Genomic DNA, 18,273 nt, shown 5'->3' on the forward strand with positions numbered 1-18,273 from the left:
CTTATTTTTTAGTAACGATGTTGTTTCTTCTTCTCCTATATGCCATTGGAGGAACCTTTTTGTGTTTCTTGAAGAATTTGCAAAATGCAGCCTGGTCCGAAAAGTGAAGTTCTTCTGCAATCTGTGATACTGGAATACTATCGTTTTCAAGCATAGCCATAGCCTGATGTATCAATTCATTGCAGATAATCGTATGTGGTGTTTTGCCCGTCATTCCCTTAACGATACGTGTAAGATGTTTAGTGGAAATACATAAAGCTTCTGCATAAAAATCAATATTATGCTCTTCCATGAAATGCTTTGAGACAAGCTTCATAAAATTCAATGTAATATGATCCCTTTTGCTGATATATGGTAAGGCATCATCCATGTTCTCTTCGTGGGTGAACATGATATTTCCCAGCTCAAGACTAAAACTTCTGAAGTAAGTTTCAGAAAGTTCCTGTCGGTAATAATGCTTTGGGTTACCAAGAGTCTCTTTTAATAGAAGCAGTTGTCTCTCAAGAATTCCACTTTCCTCCTGTGAAAGGTGCCACACGGGAAGATACAGTCGTTCCAGTAAATGATTCAAGGGACCGGGACGAAGATTTTTCAGAGATTCACTGGCAAATTCAAATGTAATGAACAGACACCATGCCCGCAGATTCGGGTCGATTCTGTTTATCCGGACCGTGATAGTATCCATAATATCAAGAAGAGCTGGCCCTTTCATTTCATACGGTTTTCCGTTTAGTTCCAGTTCCAAGGCACCATCACATACGAGTATATGCAAACGACTTCCTTCCATGGTATTTCCTTTCAGTTTGTGGAACCTGTCAGGAGATATCAGTAAAAGTAATCCATCCCTACAACAGTCGGGGGGAAATAACAGGAATAATTCTTTCTGCGTCATTTTTATTTCAAGGTCTACATACCGCTACAAAAGTATGGAAAAATGTCCCGATCAAACAATTTCATGCGTCAAATAGACATACTATTTGCTAATGTTCTTTAATGAGGAGCAATCCGGACAAATCATTGCGCTGTTTGTACAAACAGTACTGAAAATACCTCATTTATTTTTGCGGCATCAAATAACAAATTTAACTAAAAAAAGAAATGAAGGTAAGAAGTATTTTTGTATCAGGTTTATGTTGCATATCCCTGTTGTCCGGTTGCCAGCAGAATACAAAGCAGCAGAATGAAGGGGAGAATTATCCCGTAATGACATTGAAACCGGAAGACAGACAACTATCTGTCAAATACTCCGCAGTGATAGAAGGAAAGCAGGATGTGGAAATACGTCCTCAAGTTTCTGGAACGATTACGAAAGTCTGTGTAGAGGAGGGCGCTCGTGTCCATAAAGGACAAATACTATTCATTATAGATCAGGTGCCATACAAAGCCGCCTTACAAAAAGCACAAGCTGCTGTGGCAACAGCAGAAGCCTGTGAAGCGACTGCCAGACAGACGTTGGAGGGTAAGCAGTCTTTATTTAAGGACAAAGTAATCTCTGATTTCGAGCTGCGTACGGCCCAGAATGACTACAAAAGTGCCAAGGCCGCCCTGCTGCAGGCACAAGCTGAAATGGCGGACGCTCAGAACAATCTTTCCTACACAGAAGTAAAAAGTCCCGTAGACGGATATGCCGGCATGACATCTTACCGCATCGGAGCATTAGTCAGCTCTTCCATGACAGATGCCCTTATCGATGTTTCGGACAATTCAGAGATGTATGTGTATTTCTCCTTGACAGAGAAACAAGTACTTTCCCTGACGGCCCAATACGGTTCTCTGGACAAAGCATTACAATCTTTTCCGGAAGTTTCTCTGGAACTAAATGACGGCTCGAATTATGAACAAAAAGGAAAAGTAGATGTCATCAGTGGTATTATTGATAAAACGACCGGGGCAGTAAGTATGCGTGCCGTATTCGGGAACAAGGACAAGCGCCTGATGAGCGGCGGGCAGGCTAATATCATCATTACTTATGACCGTCCGCAATGCATCGTTATTCCTCAAGGAGCTACCTATGAAATTCAGAACCGCATTTTTGCTTATAAAGTGGTAGACGGCAAGGCTGTTTCTACTCCTATAAAAGTTTTTGAAATTAATGACGGAGCAGAATACATTGTAGAAGAAGGGTTGCAGGAAGGAGATATCATTGTTTCCGAAGGTGCAGGTCTTTTGAAAGACGGTACAATCATATCCGCCGTAAAAGAAGAAAAGGAGGAATAGTTTATGAAACTGCAGAAATTTATAGACCGGCCGATTTTTTCAATGGTTATTTCGGTCGTTATTTTAGTAGCCGGATTAATCGGGCTGTATGCATTATCCGTAGAGCAATATCCAGACATTGCTCCTCCTACTATCCGTGTTTCTACTACCTATAGCGGAGCCAATGCGGAAGCAGTACAAAAAAGTGTAATTGTTCCATTGGAAGAGGCCATCAATGGCGTGGAAAACATGACTTACATGACATCTACCGCCAGTAATACCGGTAGTGCCGAAATCACGGTTTACTTTAAGCAAGGTAGCGATCCGGATATGGCAGCTGTCAATGTGCAAAACAAAGTATCCACTGCAACTTCACTGTTACCGGCAGAGGTAACTAAAGTAGGTGTCACCACCATGAAGCGCCAAAGCAGTATGCTGAAAATCTTCGGGCTTTACAGTCCGAAAGGAACATACGACGAAACATTCCTAACCAATTACCTGACTATTAATGTGAAACCGCAGATACAACGTATCTCGGGCGTAGGTGAAGTCAATGTGATGGGAGGAGATTATGCGATGCGTATTTGGTTAAAACCGGACGTAATGGCACAATATGAATTGGAACCAAGCGATGTGGAAACCGCTCTTTCCAGCCAGAATATCGAGGCATCCACCGGCTCCATCGGCGAAGACTCTAAAAACGTATACCAATATACACTAAAATATCGCGGGAGGTTGGAAACCGAGCAGGAATTTGAAGAGATCGTCATCAAGTCTTACAATGACGGACGTGTGTTGAAGCTGAAAGACATTGCCACTGTGGAGCTGGGAGCACAAAGCTACTCCTATACTGGCACAGTCAATGGTGCTCCGGGAAGTACCTGTATGATTAATCAGACTGCCGGAACGAACGCCAATGAAATTATCACCAACATCGACAAATACCTGGATGAACTAAAGGAAACTCTTCCGGAAGACATGGAAATTGTGGAGTTGATGAGTACAAAGAACTTCCTCGACGCTTCTATTAATGAAGTTATCAAGACATTACTGGAGGCTATCATACTGGTAGTATTGGTAGTATATGTATTTCTTCAGAATCCGCGTTCCACGCTGATTCCTACCATTAGTATCTTTGTGTCACTGATTGGAACATTTGCGGCCCTTTACATTGCAGGATTCAGTATCAACCTGCTTACGCTTTTTGCATTAGTGCTTGCCATTGGCACAATTGTGGATGATGCCATCATCGTGGTCGAGGCAGTTCAGACCCGTTTTGATGAAGGTTACCGTTCACCTTATAAGGCAGCTGTCGATGCTATGAATGGTATTTCTTCGGCTGTTGTCACATCCACTCTGGTCTTTATGGCTGTGTTCGTGCCTGTATCTTTCATGGGTGGTACATCCGGGATCTTTTATACACAATTTGGTATAACCATGGCAGTTTCCGTAGGTATTTCGGCCATCAATGCATTGACGCTTTCGCCTGCCCTGTGTGCCTTGATACTACGTCCGAACGAGATCTTAGTAGAAGGAAAGAAACCGGAGTTCTCTACCCGTTTCCGTATGGCTTTCGATTCGGCTTTCAAACGCATCGTCCTAAAGTATAAAATGGGAGCCAAGTTCCTTATTAAACGTAAGTGGCTGGCATGGTCCTCATTGGGACTGGCAATTATACTGCTTTGTTATTTGATGAGTACTACCAAAACCGGTCTTGTTCCTTCGGAAGACACCGGCTCCATATTTGTCAGTCTGGATGCACCTGCCGGAAGCACTTTGGCGGAAACGGCAAGTATCATGGATAAAGTTGAAAAAGAGTTGAAAGAGATTCCGCAGATTGACAATTTTAATAAGGTGGCCGGATTCGGCATGGGGTCGGGTAGTGGCTCTTCTCATGGTATGTTCATTATCAAATTAAAACATTGGGACGAACGGCAGGGAGAAGAAAGTAGTGTAGACGCTATATCCGAAGAAATATACCGCCGTACGGCAACCATTAAAAATGCTAATATCTTTGTTTTCTCTCCACCAATGATTTCAGGTTATGGTACCGGAAACAGCTTTGAACTCTACATTCAGGATCGTAGTGGAAAAGGAACCGAGGCTTTAAGCGAAGTGACCAATGAGTTTCTGGCAGAGTTGAACAAACGTCCGGAGATACAAATGGCCTATACATCGTTTAGTGCAAACTTTCCGCAATATCGTGTGGACGTGGACGAAGCACAATGCCAGCGTGTAGGTACCACTACCGAGGAAGTTCTTAACGTATTGTCCGGGTATTTCGGAAGTATTTACGCCTCCAATTTCAACCGTTTCACAAAGCTTTACCGTGTCATCATTCAGGCACCCTCGGATAGTCGTAAAAATATGCAGTCACTGGACAATATCTTTGTGAAGACAAATGGTGGAATGGCGCCGGTTAGCCAGTCCGTAAAACTGACCAAGACCTATGGTGCGGAGTCGCTGACACGCTTTAATATGTTCTCTTCCATCAATGTACAGGGAATGCCCGCAGACGGTTACAGTTCGGGAGATGTCATCAGTGCCGTGACAGAGGTAGCAGCCCAGACACTTCCTACCGGCTATGGCTACGAATATTCCGGCATGACACGTGAAGAAGAACAGATGGTCAACTCGCATGACACCATTATTATCTATGGTGTATGCATCCTGTTCATTTACCTGATACTCTGTGCACTTTACGAGAGTATATTCATTCCGATGGCGGTCATTCTTTCCGTACCTTTCGGTTTGATGGGAAGTTTCCTTTTTGCCCGTATGTGGGGAATTGAAAACAACATCTACTTGCAAACGGGACTGATAATGCTAATTGGGCTACTTTCTAAAACTGCAATTCTGTTGACAGAGTATGCTACAGAACGCCGTCATGCAGGCATGTCACTCACACAAGCCGCTATGAGCGCGGCCACCGTCCGTTTCCGTCCCATTCTGATGACGGCACTTACCATGATTTTTGGTATGCTTCCGTTAATGTTTGCTTCCGGGGTAGGAGCCAATGGTAACCGTTCTTTGGGTGTAGGTGTGGTAGGTGGTCTGATTATCGGAACTGTAGCTTTATTATTTGTAACACCCGCTTTCTTCATCGTATTCCAATATATCGAAGAACGGGTAATGGGTAAACGAAAAGAAGATAGACAATTATGAAAAGGATAATATATATAATCATGTGTATGGCATTGCTGAGCAGTTGCCATATCTACCGCAATTACCAACGACCGGAAGGCTTGCCCGTGGACAGCCTGTTTCGGGAGACGGACAGCAGCCGGACGGAAGATTCCCTGATACTGGGAGATCTTCCCTGGCAGGAAATGTTCCGGGACACACTGTTGCAAAACCTGATCCGTTACGGACTGGCGAACAATACTGATATGCAAACAGCCCTGCTACGTGTTGACCAGGCTAAAGCACAGCTAAAGGCTGCCTGTTTATCGTTTCTACCGTCATTGACCTTGTCTCCACAAGGTACACTAACTGGCACGGATGGAAGTAAAACGGTGAAAACCTACGAACTACCTGTACAGGCAAGTTGGGAGATAGATCTTTTTGGAAATCTGCGTAACGCTAAAAAAGGAACCCAGGCTACCTTATTACAACAGAAAGCATATCAACAAGCCGTCCGCTCGGAATTGATAGCAACGATTGCCAATGATTACTACTCACTCCTGATGTTGGATGAACAACTGGAAATCAGTCGGGCTACATTAGACGTCTGGAGAGAACAAATACGAACCATGGAATCCAAGTTCAAAGTGGGTGAAGAAACGGAAAATGCCATCACACAAGCCCGTGCCAACCTGTACGAACTGGAAGCCACCCATAACGACTTGCAGAGACAACAGCGCGAAGCGGAAAACACACTTTGCACACTTTTGGGAACGACTTCCCGAAGTATTCAGCGGGGTAGCCTGGAACAGCAGAGCTTTCCGGAACTAATCAATATAGGAGTTCCTTTACGCTTACTGTCCAAACGTCCGGATGTGGTACAAGCGGAAATGACATTAGCGAATGCTTACTATACGACTAATCAGGCACGTTCAGCTTTCTATCCCAATCTTACCCTGACCGGAAGTGCCGGATGGACGAATTCTCTGGGACAGGTGGTGACCAATCCCGGTGGTTGGATACTTTCGGCCGTTGCATCCCTGACACAGCCCATTTTTAATAGAGGAAAACTAATATCCAACCTGCGTGTATCCAAGGATGATGAACAGATAGCCTTACTCGCTTACAAGCAAGCCCTGCTGGACGCCGGACAGGAAGTAAATGATGCACTATATGCTACAGAAGCGGCACAAAGAACTCTTGGCAGTCATCAGAAGCAATGCAAGGAATTGGAGCGTACTGTACAGACTTCCGAGGCGCTTTATCAGACGGGTAATGCTACCTATTTGGAGTTGCTCACGGCACGGCAGTCGCTATTGAATGCCCGATTGAACGTGGTTTCCGACAGGTTCACACGCTGTCAATCCATTATTAACCTATATAATGCACTAGGAGGAGGATGCGAATAATAATAACCATGAAAGCAGATTCTTAGCCCGCGAAGAGACGTGTTAATCTTTTACGCTCATTATCATACTTCATACCTTTATTAAAGAACCGTTTTTACAAGGGCTATATATTGCAGCTTGGGCTTTTCCCAAGCTGCATTTTTCATTAATATTGCTACATAGTAGTAGATCCCCTGCCCATTGTTATTAAAAGATATGAAAAAAGCATGGGCTTGGCAGGAATAAGAGTGTGGGAATCTGTTTTATATAAAAATACATAAATACAAGAGAGAGTATGGAAAATATGAAGACGTTTTTACCGGAGACAGACCTTGCGAAATTGAGGCTTGTACTCGAAATAAAGGATGCCTATAACCGTGGGACAATTTCTCTTGAGGAAGCCCGAAAGATGCTTAAAGAGAAAGTCGTGACTTTAAAACCGTATGAGATAGCTTTGGCGGAGCAGGAACTGAAGGAAGTACAGGATGATGAGTGCCGTAAGGAAGACATTCAGCGTATGCTGGAACTTTTTGATGGCATTATGGATACGTCGTGTCCTGATTTGCCGCCCGACCATCCCATCATGTGTTATTATCGTGAAAATGACGAGTTGCGCAAAATCCTGTCCTCAATTGAAGAACTGGCACAATATCCGCTCATCAAGAATCAGTGGCTGGAACTTTATGATAAACTGACTCCCTATCGACTACATCTGTCCCGTAAGCAGAATCAGTTGTACCCTGTTCTTGAGAAGAAAGGCTTCGATCGTCCTACGACCACTATGTGGCTGCTCGATGATTTTGTTCGTGACGAGATAAGAGATGCGCGCATCTTATTGGAGAATGACAGTGATGATGAGTTTATGGCATGCCAGCAGACAATCGTCTACGATATAAGAGATCTGATGGAGAAAGAAGAAACCGTATTGTATCCTACTTCGCTCGTCATGATTTCCCCGGAAGAGTTTGAAGAAATGAAATCCGGCGACCGTGAAATCGGATTTGCCTGGATTGGAGAAGATCTGCAACAGAAACCGTCATCAACACCCGCAGAAAAAGAAAAAGGAGAAATGCCGGGATTTGCAGCGGAACTGGCCGGACTGCTGAACAAGTATGGTTATGGCAGGGGAGGAGGAGATGAACTGCTGGATGTGGCTACGGGTCGGCTGTCACTGGAACAAATCAATCTTATATACCGCCATCTACCCGTTGACCTTTCTTATGTTGACGAAAATGAACTGGTATGTTTCTATTCCGATACGAAACACCGTGTTTTTCCCCGCAGTAAGAATGTGATCGGGCGTAATGTCAAGAACTGCCATCCCCGCAGTAGTGTACATGTGGTGGAGGACATCATAGAAAAGTTCAGAAGTGGTGAACAAGACCACGCGGAATTCTGGATTAACAAGCCGGGGTTCTTCGTGTATATCTATTACGTGGCTGTAAGAGATGAAAACGGAAAATTCCGGGGCATACTTGAAATGATGCAAGACTGTACGCATATCAGAAGTCTGGAAGGTTCCCGTACACTACTTACTTGGGATGACACTAACACCCCTGCCCAGACGGAGCCATCCTCGGCCGAGAAGCCTGGAGAAGAATCTGCGAAAATAGAAATCACTTCAGCCACTCTTTTAAAGGACTTGTTGGCGGCATATCCTCTTCTGAAAGACAGAATGGAAGAAATCAGTCCTAAGTTCAAGTTGCTCAAGTCGCCTTTGGCACGAGTTATACTGCCTAAAGCCACCATCAAAATGATGAGCGAGAGAACCGGCATACCGTTGGAAGTCCTGATTGAGTCATTGAAATCCAAAATAGAGGAACTCTCCCGATAGCGAGTGACCTTTCTGCATTTTATATAGAATTCCCGCAATTACTTCTTTCTGACAGGAATTGCGGGAATTTGTATGGAATTATTTCTGTATTCTACCTGTTCTTTCATATCTATATCGTATCTTTGTAAGAGTTCTGAAACTTTGAATATAAAGATAACTACGCTTATGTTACAGAAAACATTCTTAGCACGTTGCGACAATAGGGCTTGTTTAGCTAAAACAAATGTAATAAGTGGCTCACCAGAGGATTGGCTGTCCAATGATTTATTATCAGGGTCTAATACGTTTGGGTTGACTTTCGATTTCTTCATTGATTGGGCGATCAATCGGATTTCCCCTTATGTTTGGATTAAAAGAATACTATTGCCTACCTATACTTATGATGAATTTATTGGTAAGTTGGATTCTGAAATGGAAAAAGAATTTGGCAAAGATTATCTATGCAGACTAGGACGGTTCGCAACAGAATATGATATGCAAGTTCAATTTATTGTATTCCATGATGAATTGGATTGGGCTAATGACAGAAGTGAACTGATAATTGTCTCTTTATCCTTCAAGGAAGGGTATTATAGCTTTTCTCCTCAAAAATATAGCTTGTCAGAATTTAAAGAGCTGATAAAGTCTCATTCCGGAGGTCCTGTTTCAATAGGTTCCAAAGGACTTATCTATGGTACCTCAAGGTTAGAATGCAGTTTGTCTAAGACGGATAGTTTATATCCGGGTGATGCAGACCTTCTACTTTTGAATGAAGATAATAAAGCGGTTTGCATTCTTGAATTCAAGAAACACACATTATCCAGTCCTGTCTCGGAGCAATGTTTCACAAACTATTATCCACGTCCTGACGAGCGCAAGTATAAACGCTTGGCCTTATTAAGAGATTATTTGGCTTCTAAATCCAATAGTCGTATTTTATTTTTTGTTCTTTATTACCCAACTCAAACATATATTGAGCAACGATGGAAATTGGAGGTAATAGAAGGTAATGCCTTTAGTTTGCGAGCAACTGATAGTTTTATCTTTGAATTACCTGCCGATAAATCAGATAATGAATACAAAAAGGTTATTGAAAAAATATCTCAGGTGATTGCTGCTCGTAGTTAGACAGATATTTACAACTACGAATGCAGATAATTCCGGATACAATGTTATATCTGGATTGAATAGCCAAGGTTATGAGGGCTTGACGGAAAGACAATTTTTGAATAAAGAAGCAGAATCAGTTGGTGCTTTACAATTCTTCAAAGATTTGCAGCTAGGTTTCATTGATATAGAAACCGATGAGCATGAGATAGAAAAAGGCAGAAAAGCGATAGATGTTTTTACTGTGCATAATATATATAATAAAGATGGAGAAATAACAGGTAAACAACGTTTTCGTTTTGATTATTGTGAATCACAAGGTACACAGAAACTTTTCGAACTGGCAGGACCGTTGTTTGAAGCTTTACGTCATGGTCGGTTGTTGGTGATGGATGAATTGGATGCTAAAATGCACCCATTGATTTCTCAACATATAATCAAACTGTTCAGTAGTGAAAAGACTAATCAGCATCATGCACAACTCTTGTTTACTACACATGATACCAATCTGCTTTCTTCGCATTTGTTACGTCGTGATTGAATATGGTTTACAGCGAAAGATAAGGCTGAATCTACAGATTTGTACAGTTTGATGCATATAGTGTTACCTGACGGAACGGAGCCGAGAGGAGATGGTAATTTTGAACGTAATTATATAAAAGGACGTTATGGTGCCGTTCCTTATTTAAGTACTATTGAATAATTCTTCCACACTAAAATATATACTAAGGTGTATTCTGAATATTATTCATTTCGAAGATTTGCCATCTTTTCCTTTTACTTCTAGAAGTTTTTTCGTTAATTTGTATCGCATTACAAGAATAATAGAATGAATGTATAGTAATAAAGAAAGGCTATGGAACAACAACGTTTTTGTGATATCAATTTATCTGATCCCTTTTTCAATTCTTTAAAAGAAGATTATCCCGAATTTTCTAAGTGGTATGATAAGAAAAAGAAAGATAAAGCAAAGGCTTTTGTCCAAAAGAATAATGAAGGGATGTTGCAAGCTTTTCTATATTTGAAGCAGGAGTTAGAAGACATAATAGATATATATCCACCAATGCCTCCCGCTAATAGACTAAAAGTTGGAACTTTTAAAATTGAAGCTCATAATACTAAATTAGGGGAACAATTTGTGAAAAAAATAGTAGCAGCTGCCCTTCATATTGATGCAGATGAAATATATGTAACGATATACAGAAAACACGAGGGGCTTATAAAGTTGTTAAAGAGATATGGATTTCTGATATATGGAACTAAAGGTCAGGAGGAAGAACCAGAGCTTGTGTTTGTAAAGCCAATGAAAGTATATTCAGGAGATTTATTGTATGATTATCCTTTTGTTCATACTTCAAAAGTACGAAAGTTTATTTTATCAATAAAACCTGAATATCATACTCCACTCTTTCCTGATTCAATTTTAGATAATGAGGAACGTCATAAATCTTTTCTTGTGCAAGATATTGCTTATACAAATAGCATACATAAGGTTTATTTGTGTAAGATGAGGGATATCGATCAATTGTTAAGAGGGGATATCCTTTTAATCTATCGAATGAAAGATGAGAAAGGGGCTGCATATTATCGTAGTGTCGTGTCTTCTATTTGTATTGTTGAAGAAGTAAGAAAGGCTTCTGATTTTAAATCTATGGAGGAATTCATCAAATATGCAAATGCTTATAGTATTTTTGATGAAAATGAGCTGCGAAAATGGTATACGGTATATGGAATGGTTCTTATAAAAATGACTTATAATATTGCATTTGATAGAAGAGTCACTCGGGGTGAACTTATTGAGCAAGTCGGTCTCTCGGCCAGTGACTACTGGGGGTTTATGCAAATAAATGACGAACAATTTAAGAATATAATATCTAGAGGAAAAATAAATGAAAGTCTTATTATCGATTAAACCAGAATTCGTACAGGAAATTTTTTCAGGAAAGAAAAAATATGAATATAGAAAAGCCATTTTTACAAAGAATGTAGATAAAGTGGTGGTATATTCAACAAAACCTGTTGGAATGATTGTTGGAGAATTTACTGTAGAGAATATTTTAAATGATAAGCCTTGTACATTATGGGATCAGACTCATAAAGATTCAGGTATCACTAAGGATTTCTTTGATCAATATTTTGAAGGACGCACACATGGATATGCATTAAAAATCAGTTCTCCACAGCTTTATGAAGAACCGATTAATCCATTTAAATTATTTAAGACTTTTGTTGCTCCCCAATCGTTTAAGTATATTGATTCAAATGACTCAGAAGCTCTATTATTCTCGAATTACTAAATCTAACCTGGATTATCTAAAAAGACAATCCAGGTTTGCCTATTATTCTATTTTGATACTCCCATCAATATCCCTTGGGCGTTTACTTTTCAATAAATAGCAGTATGAGTTATCTTCAGGAATTGCTATATAATGAGAAGTGTTTTTATCAAGTAATGCCGGGTTTTTAATTAGTTTTATTTTCCAACTTGGCATATCGTGAGGTGGAACAAATTTCTCAATAATATCTCTTAGAGAATTATCTATTAGTTTTAATACCAATTCCTTGAAATATGGCTTACAATCACTGTAAATATAATATTCAAGCTCTCTAAATTTATCAATTAAACATCTCTTATTTGCGTTGCCAACGTACCAAAAAGACCACCAATATTCATAGTACTCATATTTTCCATTAACCCCTATTGTTAATAATGCTCTTCTTATATCATTAGAAATGTCAGTTTCTTTAGAGAAATATCTATTTATGACTTGCCCAACTTTATTGAATTTCTCAATGTCAAAACTTGAAATTTCTGAATAATCGAAATTAATACATGACAAAGCAAACTCTATTCTTCCCATCAAAAGATCATTGTCTTCAACTTCAAATATTATATTTTTTAGAGCTACATTTTCTATATTATGCATTAGTAATTTTGCTTTCAATTTTTCTTCTTCTACCTGACTACGAGCGAAAGATGAATTGATTTTTTCGACTTTGGACAGATAATTGTAAATATCACCACATCCTTCGGATAATTCAGAAATTAAATTTATAACTCCATCAAATGTTTGAGGGCTTCTGATAATATCCGGTCTTTTACCTGTTACTTCAATATTTCCTCTTGATACAATATTTCTGATAACTCTCATCCAATCCTCAAATTTCTCCTTTTTAAAATCTTTGTAATTATACATTAGAAATTCGGTTTGGGCATAAAATAAGACCTTCTGGGTATATGATATGTTTTCATTCTCAGATACTATTTGTGATAAGAAATCCTTTGAAGGTTTGTGTCTCCATAAAGGAAAGTTTAAATTGAGGTCAATATTGGATTCTAAAATGTCGCAATATAAATCAAAGCATTTCTTTAAATAACAAAAACTATCTTTTGAAAATAACTCGGGTCTTATAGAGTCTGGATTATCGTTAAGTCTTGTTATATGATTAATTCTTTCTTCTTTCTTCTCAATGGCATGTCTAATCATTGCAATCGTTGATATAAAGTGAACTAATGAATCATCAATAGATTGCTTATTGCTAAAATTTGTCCAAAATAAGTCAGACCATTTTGTGTCAATCTTGAAAGCAAAAGTGTCTGTTGGATTATGATTTTCTTCCCATTTATTACTGTTTATATATTTCTGAAATCCCGCTTTGAATTTCTCAAATGTAGATAATAGTTTACCTCTTGCATTCATTTTAATATATAAGTCGTCAGTGAGTCCGATATTTTCTAGTTCAACATAGTAGAAACATATAGGTAATGTTTCACTTATAAGTTTCTCCCAAAGATTATCAATCAAACAGAATTTGTTATGTATATCATCTATCGTTCTAAGCATAGCTCTTATTGTAGGATCTTTTTTCCATGATAAATAGAACCAGGGAGAATCTATTATAATATTACTAATGCTGCTATCCTTGTTTACAATAATTCTATTATTAATAATTGATTTACAGAAATCTCTAGATGAAATTCTCGTTTCATAGCTGAATCTGTTAAGTGTTTTTTGAACATTATCATCCAAGCATTTATCTTTTGTTGCAGCATACCAATGCAACAAGAATAATGTGGTAAGTCGTTGCTGTCCATCTAGTGGTTGAAATGCATCATTTACTATACTGCCATAGATGAAATCTAGTTTCAGCTGATAATTCTCTTCTAAACTATTATATAATGCATTTAGAAAATTATCCCTTATTTCTTTTTTATCTTCTCTTCCTTGAGCATAATCCCTTTGTATGATAGGAATTTCAATATTATGAGTATTTATTAATTCATAAAAACTGAATGTTTTTCCTTTGTATTTTTTGTCGAATTCGTTCATTGCTGTTACTTATTTATATATTCGTTGAGTGTTGTCTCTATATCTATCAAATAATTATTTCGATCATCTTGTGTCCAAAAAGATATTTTAGGCGGATATTCACTGAAATATTTCAGAAATACATTTTTGGTACATAGTGGAATAAATATTCCAGCTTTATCTCTTTTGATAATAGTTTTTCTTTTAAATGGAAATACGGCATTTTTATATCCTCTATTTGTTTCAGAATCAAGAAGAGTTAAATTTGATATATCATTGATGTCTTCATCGTTTATTTCAGAATTAAAATGAGCGACAATATGTTCGAAGAGTGTTTTAAATACTTCATCATCATCACACTCACATTCCATAGCCTGTTTTTTCAATAATTTACCTTCACGATTAGAATCATCTATAAAAACAACTGCATCCTTTAGCCAGTCTTTTCGGTTTTTATCTGGTATTGCATCTTTTACTGAAGTTATATGTTCAATATCCCATTTCTCATTTTTAAATAAATCAAAAGGAAAATATGAATTATCCTTTTCGCTATTAAGCATTGTAAGGATATTGTATAATAAAAGTACATTCTTTACTTTATTATCTCCATATTGTAGTTCAGATAAACGGACTTCTTTAAGGTCATCTTTAATAATCTTATTTAGTTCATTTTTGAATTCGCTTTTTGATAATAATGTTGACTTCTCATACAAAGTAGCAATATCAATAGCTTCAACACATAACAAATAACCTATTTTGTGATATAGGTCGCGTTCATTGAACCATTCATTAAATCGTTGGAAATACTGTTTAATTTCAGACCAAACTATATCGATTGTATCATTTTGCTTCTTCGTGAACTTCTTTTGGAAAAACCTAAAGGTTGAATATTGATCAGCTGTATCCTTTTCACTATTCATCAAATCAAATATAAATTCAATTCTATTTGAAGTAGAATTATTCTTATTGATAAAATACCATAATCTGTCATTTTGTAACGTATGTTCTATGTTGTCCCATTCTGTTGCAATTTCAAATTGTCTTTGGCGCAGTTTTTTCAGTTCTCCTTTTTCAAAGTTTGAAGAATTTAGAAATAATGCTTTTATCAATTCGGCATTTGTTAGTGGAATTTTTCCTATATTTATTCTAGTGAAAATATCTATGGGGTTTTCTTCAAAACTTTGGTACCATATAACTTTGGTACTAAATTTAAATTTTGAACGAAATTCTCCCTTGTCAAAATTATCTCCCTTGTTATCAAACCAATCCGATATTGTTTTATATGCTTGTGATATATAGAAGAAATCAATGTTATCATTACTCTTTTCGAAGTTAAGACTTAATAAAAAATTATGAGAGTCCTTTCTTGTCTCATATTCAAGAGAGAATAATTTGTCTCTTTTGGCTTCAACAAAGTCCTGATTTAGGTAATGTAGTATTAGATATATAGTGGTGAGTCGTTGTTGCCCATCAATAACTTCATATTCAAGATTAGAAATGTTTTTGATAACTATCGGTTGCAAACAATACCAAGTCTTTTCATCTGTATCGTTTATAAGTCTTGGTTGAAAATCTGCAATATCATTTAGAAGATCTTTAACTTCATAACTTTTCCACCTATAACCACGTTGGTAAGACGGTATATAAAACTTATATTGCTGAAGCTCATTTAAAGTTTTCAGCTCTAAAATATTTTCCATGCTATTTTTTTTATATTATGACTTAATTTTCAGATTGTTTTTTTATTACATTGAAATATTGTGCAAGTTATAGATATTTTTTTGTATAAGCAAGATTTCTCTTTTTTTATGTTTAATAAAACAGCATTTCTCTATTTAATGCATGCAATCTATACTTCAATATTGCGATATAAAACATATTTGTAGAAAATTGGGGCCTTGATTATGTTTTGCAATATTTTACCAATTGTAATTTAAACAATAATTAGTAGTATGCTCACAAACATACCATCAATATAAATATTATATACAAGATACTATTTATTTTTTCAAATTCTCCTTCACCATTTTCCTCCATCTTTGAAACGCTCTCATTAGACTTTCTTCTTCCACTGATTCTGTCATATTGTATTTTTCCACGAATTCATGCATTGACTTTATATACATCACCCCATTTTTGAATTTATTTTCCAACAGAAATGAGTATAGTTCCGCTTTCATTTCCACTTCAATTTCCTTTTCTATAATAAAGATGCTATCCTGGCCGAAATAATTGTAAACTTCGGGATTTTTGCCGAGTCTTGGGCTGGGGAGGACGAAAGAGATATTTCCTGTTTCTTTCCAGGAGACGCCTTGCGGGTGAGGAACAGATAATTGGTACAGGAAGTGATAAACGGGGGTGAGGTGGGAGAGGTGGATTGGAACAGGGAGTTTTGAAGGCGGATTACTATGCGATCGGGATTCTAAACTTTGTCTGTATCGGACATACATGTACCTGACCAAATATGGCTTGATGGCAAACGTAACTGTAACCATTTGATTTGAATTTTGAGTTGTTGAAATTTGTTGTATACTGATTTCCGCTTAAAACAGCAGATTTCGTCGTGGTTGTTAAAAAAAATCCCATGGGTTACGGGGACGGAATCTTAAATCAGTAAGGAGTTGACATTCAAATTGTTACACTTATTGGTTTTTGGTTTAAAACCAACGGGCCGTTCCTTTAAAAGGAACGGCCCGTTGCACACCGAGGAACGACCTGTTCCTTTTAAAGAAACAGGCAGCTCCTTAAAATCCATGAGACAAAGCTATGCCTAATATTCTGATTTTTCAAAATCATATATTTCCTTATTTATGTATATATGTAATAATATATAACTTATAGCGTACATCTTAATTTTATGCGTATACACATAAACTATATGTAATGAATATAGAATATATTTTATAGAATATAATTTAACTATATTTATTACATAACGATTCTTAATGCAGCAAAACATTTCACTATACTACTTGTTTTGCGTGTGAACTCTGTAATTTTACCATAATAAAAAAATAAGAATATGATAACATCGGTTAGACTTATGCTAAATAAGAGCAGGAGATTGAATAATGGCAGTTACCCTTTAGTGTTCCAAGTGATACATGAGAGGAGGAAGAAGTTGATGTATACGGGTTTCCGGATCAAAGAAGAATCATTTGATGAATTGGAAGAGAAGATTATTGATGGCGTAGATTCTACATTTACCACTGCAGACGTTGCCAGGATGAATCGTGAACTACGGAAAATAAAGAATAGGATTCGTGCACAGATACGACACCTTGAGCGATCAACAGAATCTTTTACAGTGGAAGATGTATTAGCACAGTACATTCATAAAAATGTCAGACAACAATTTTATCTGCTGCGGTATATTGATACACAAATTGACCGGAAAAAGACATTGAAAAAGGAGGGGACGGCTGCGGCATATAGAAGCACACGCCTATCCTTGGCCAAATTTCTGAATGGGTCAGATATTCGTATGTCAGCAATTGACTTACGTTTTATCCGGCAATATGAGGATTTTCTATATAACAGCGGGGTTACAGGAAATACTGTAAGCTATTACTTGCGCAATTTGCGGACACTCTATAATCAAGCTGTAACAGATGGCTATCATCCTCATGGAGAATATCCTTTTGCAAAAGCACAAACCCGTCCCGCCAAAACGGTGAAACGTGCTCTGACTCGGAAAGATCTTCAAGCTCTGGCAAACCTGGGATTAGAAGAGATGCCGGAGTTGAAGTTTGCCCGTGATTTGTACTTGTTCAGCTTCTATGCCCAGGGAATGGCTTTTGTCGATATTGTACTATTGAGGAAATCTGATATTTACAATGGAGTGCTGACCTATTCCCGTCACAAGTCAAAGCAATTAATTCGTATTGCCGTGACACCTCAAATGCAGGAATTAATGGACAAATATGAAACTGAGGGAGAATATGTGTTTCCGATTATTAGCGAAAAATCTCTTTCAGAATATAAGCAGTACCGCCTATCCTTGGGGCGTATTAATCGATATCTGAAGAAAATTGCTGTCATGATCGACATCGCAGTGCCTTTGACCACATATACCGCGCGTCATACTTGGGCCACTCTTGCGCGTGACTATGGTGCACCGGTTTCTGTGATTAGTGCTGGTCTGGGGCACACTTCAGAAGAAATGACACGTATTTATTTGAAGGAATTCGATGTGTCACAGCTTGACAAAGTAAATAGTATGGTGACTAATTTGTCCTGATGGCGTGAATTTTTGTATTATAATTTATTGAAAAAAATAGCAGGTATTAATAATTTATATATATTTGCAGTATTGTAATCTATTCCGCAATAGAGA

At 37.9% G+C, this 18,273-nt stretch carries 13 protein-coding genes; 9 read left to right on the forward strand and 4 right to left on the reverse strand.

Annotated elements, in window-relative coordinates; genetic code table 11:
- Window position 1 precedes the first annotated feature (1 nt).
- Entirely contained in the window at window positions 2–892 is an 891-nt protein-coding gene (locus tag NQ505_RS17560) for a helix-turn-helix domain-containing protein (protein WP_008999550.1), read from the reverse strand.
- A gap of 206 nt (window positions 893–1,098) precedes the next feature.
- Here NQ505_RS17560 and NQ505_RS17565 point away from each other — a divergent pair, with 206 nt between their 5' ends.
- From NQ505_RS17565 to NQ505_RS17600, 8 genes are all read left to right on the forward strand, one after another.
- Window positions 1,099–2,217: an efflux RND transporter periplasmic adaptor subunit gene (locus NQ505_RS17565; RefSeq protein ID WP_008999551.1), complete on the forward strand. Its 1,119-nt coding sequence runs from the start codon at window positions 1,099–1,101 to the stop codon at window positions 2,215–2,217.
- Between the two features lie 3 nt (window positions 2,218–2,220).
- Window positions 2,221–5,361, forward strand: coding sequence for an efflux RND transporter permease subunit (locus NQ505_RS17570; protein WP_008999552.1), 3,141 nt, complete (start codon window positions 2,221–2,223; stop codon window positions 5,359–5,361).
- Window positions 5,358–6,728 (forward strand): efflux transporter outer membrane subunit, encoded by a 1,371-nt coding sequence (locus NQ505_RS17575; protein ID WP_032853585.1) that lies wholly within the window; start codon window positions 5,358–5,360, stop codon window positions 6,726–6,728. The genes NQ505_RS17570 and NQ505_RS17575 overlap by 4 nt, the downstream gene beginning before the upstream one ends.
- A 274-nt stretch (window positions 6,729–7,002) precedes the next feature.
- Complete coding sequence (locus NQ505_RS17580) at window positions 7,003–8,541, forward strand: PAS domain-containing protein (protein WP_008999554.1); 1,539 nt, start codon at window positions 7,003–7,005, stop codon at window positions 8,539–8,541.
- Window positions 8,542–8,706: 165 nt separating this feature from the next.
- Window positions 8,707–9,648 (forward strand): hypothetical protein, encoded by a 942-nt coding sequence (locus tag NQ505_RS17585; RefSeq protein ID WP_008999555.1) that lies wholly within the window; start codon window positions 8,707–8,709, stop codon window positions 9,646–9,648.
- Window positions 9,649–9,745: 97 nt separating this feature from the next.
- Complete coding sequence (locus NQ505_RS17590; RefSeq protein WP_157179080.1) at window positions 9,746–10,168, forward strand: AAA family ATPase; 423 nt, start codon at window positions 9,746–9,748, stop codon at window positions 10,166–10,168.
- A gap of 315 nt (window positions 10,169–10,483) precedes the next feature.
- Window positions 10,484–11,539, forward strand: a complete 1,056-nt coding sequence (locus tag NQ505_RS17595; protein ID WP_008999556.1) for a hypothetical protein — start codon at window positions 10,484–10,486, stop codon at window positions 11,537–11,539.
- A complete protein-coding gene (locus NQ505_RS17600) occupies window positions 11,517–11,924 on the forward strand; it encodes an ASCH domain-containing protein (RefSeq protein ID WP_008999557.1) in 408 nt (135 codons plus the stop codon). The genes NQ505_RS17595 and NQ505_RS17600 overlap by 23 nt, the downstream gene beginning before the upstream one ends.
- Window positions 11,925–11,966: 42 nt before the next feature.
- On the opposite strand, the gene NQ505_RS17605 is transcribed toward NQ505_RS17600, so the two are convergent.
- The 3 genes from NQ505_RS17605 to NQ505_RS17615 all read right to left on the reverse strand — a co-directional run bounded on the left by NQ505_RS17605 (window position 11,967) and on the right by NQ505_RS17615 (window position 16,432).
- Window positions 11,967–13,958: a DUF262 domain-containing protein gene (locus NQ505_RS17605; RefSeq protein ID WP_008999558.1), complete on the reverse strand. Its 1,992-nt coding sequence runs from the start codon at window positions 13,956–13,958 to the stop codon at window positions 11,967–11,969.
- Between the two features lie 5 nt (window positions 13,959–13,963).
- Window positions 13,964–15,637, reverse strand: a complete 1,674-nt coding sequence (locus tag NQ505_RS17610; protein ID WP_008999559.1) for a DUF262 domain-containing protein — start codon at window positions 15,635–15,637, stop codon at window positions 13,964–13,966.
- A 300-nt stretch (window positions 15,638–15,937) separates the two neighbouring features.
- The gene (locus NQ505_RS17615) at window positions 15,938–16,432 is read right to left on the reverse strand and encodes a hypothetical protein (RefSeq protein ID WP_008999560.1); all 495 of its coding nucleotides are present in this window, start codon (window positions 16,430–16,432) and stop codon (window positions 15,938–15,940) included.
- 527 nt (window positions 16,433–16,959) lie between these two features.
- On the opposite strand from NQ505_RS17615, the gene NQ505_RS17620 reads away from it, so the two are divergent.
- Window positions 16,960–18,177 carry a site-specific integrase gene (locus NQ505_RS17620; RefSeq protein WP_008999561.1) on the forward strand — a complete coding sequence of 406 codons (1,218 nt, stop codon included), beginning with the start codon at window positions 16,960–16,962 and terminating at the stop codon, window positions 18,175–18,177.
- Window positions 18,178–18,273 lie beyond the last annotated feature (96 nt).

The organism is Bacteroides sp. D2, assembly GCF_025147085.1.
Lineage (GTDB): Bacteria > Bacteroidota > Bacteroidia > Bacteroidales > Bacteroidaceae > Bacteroides.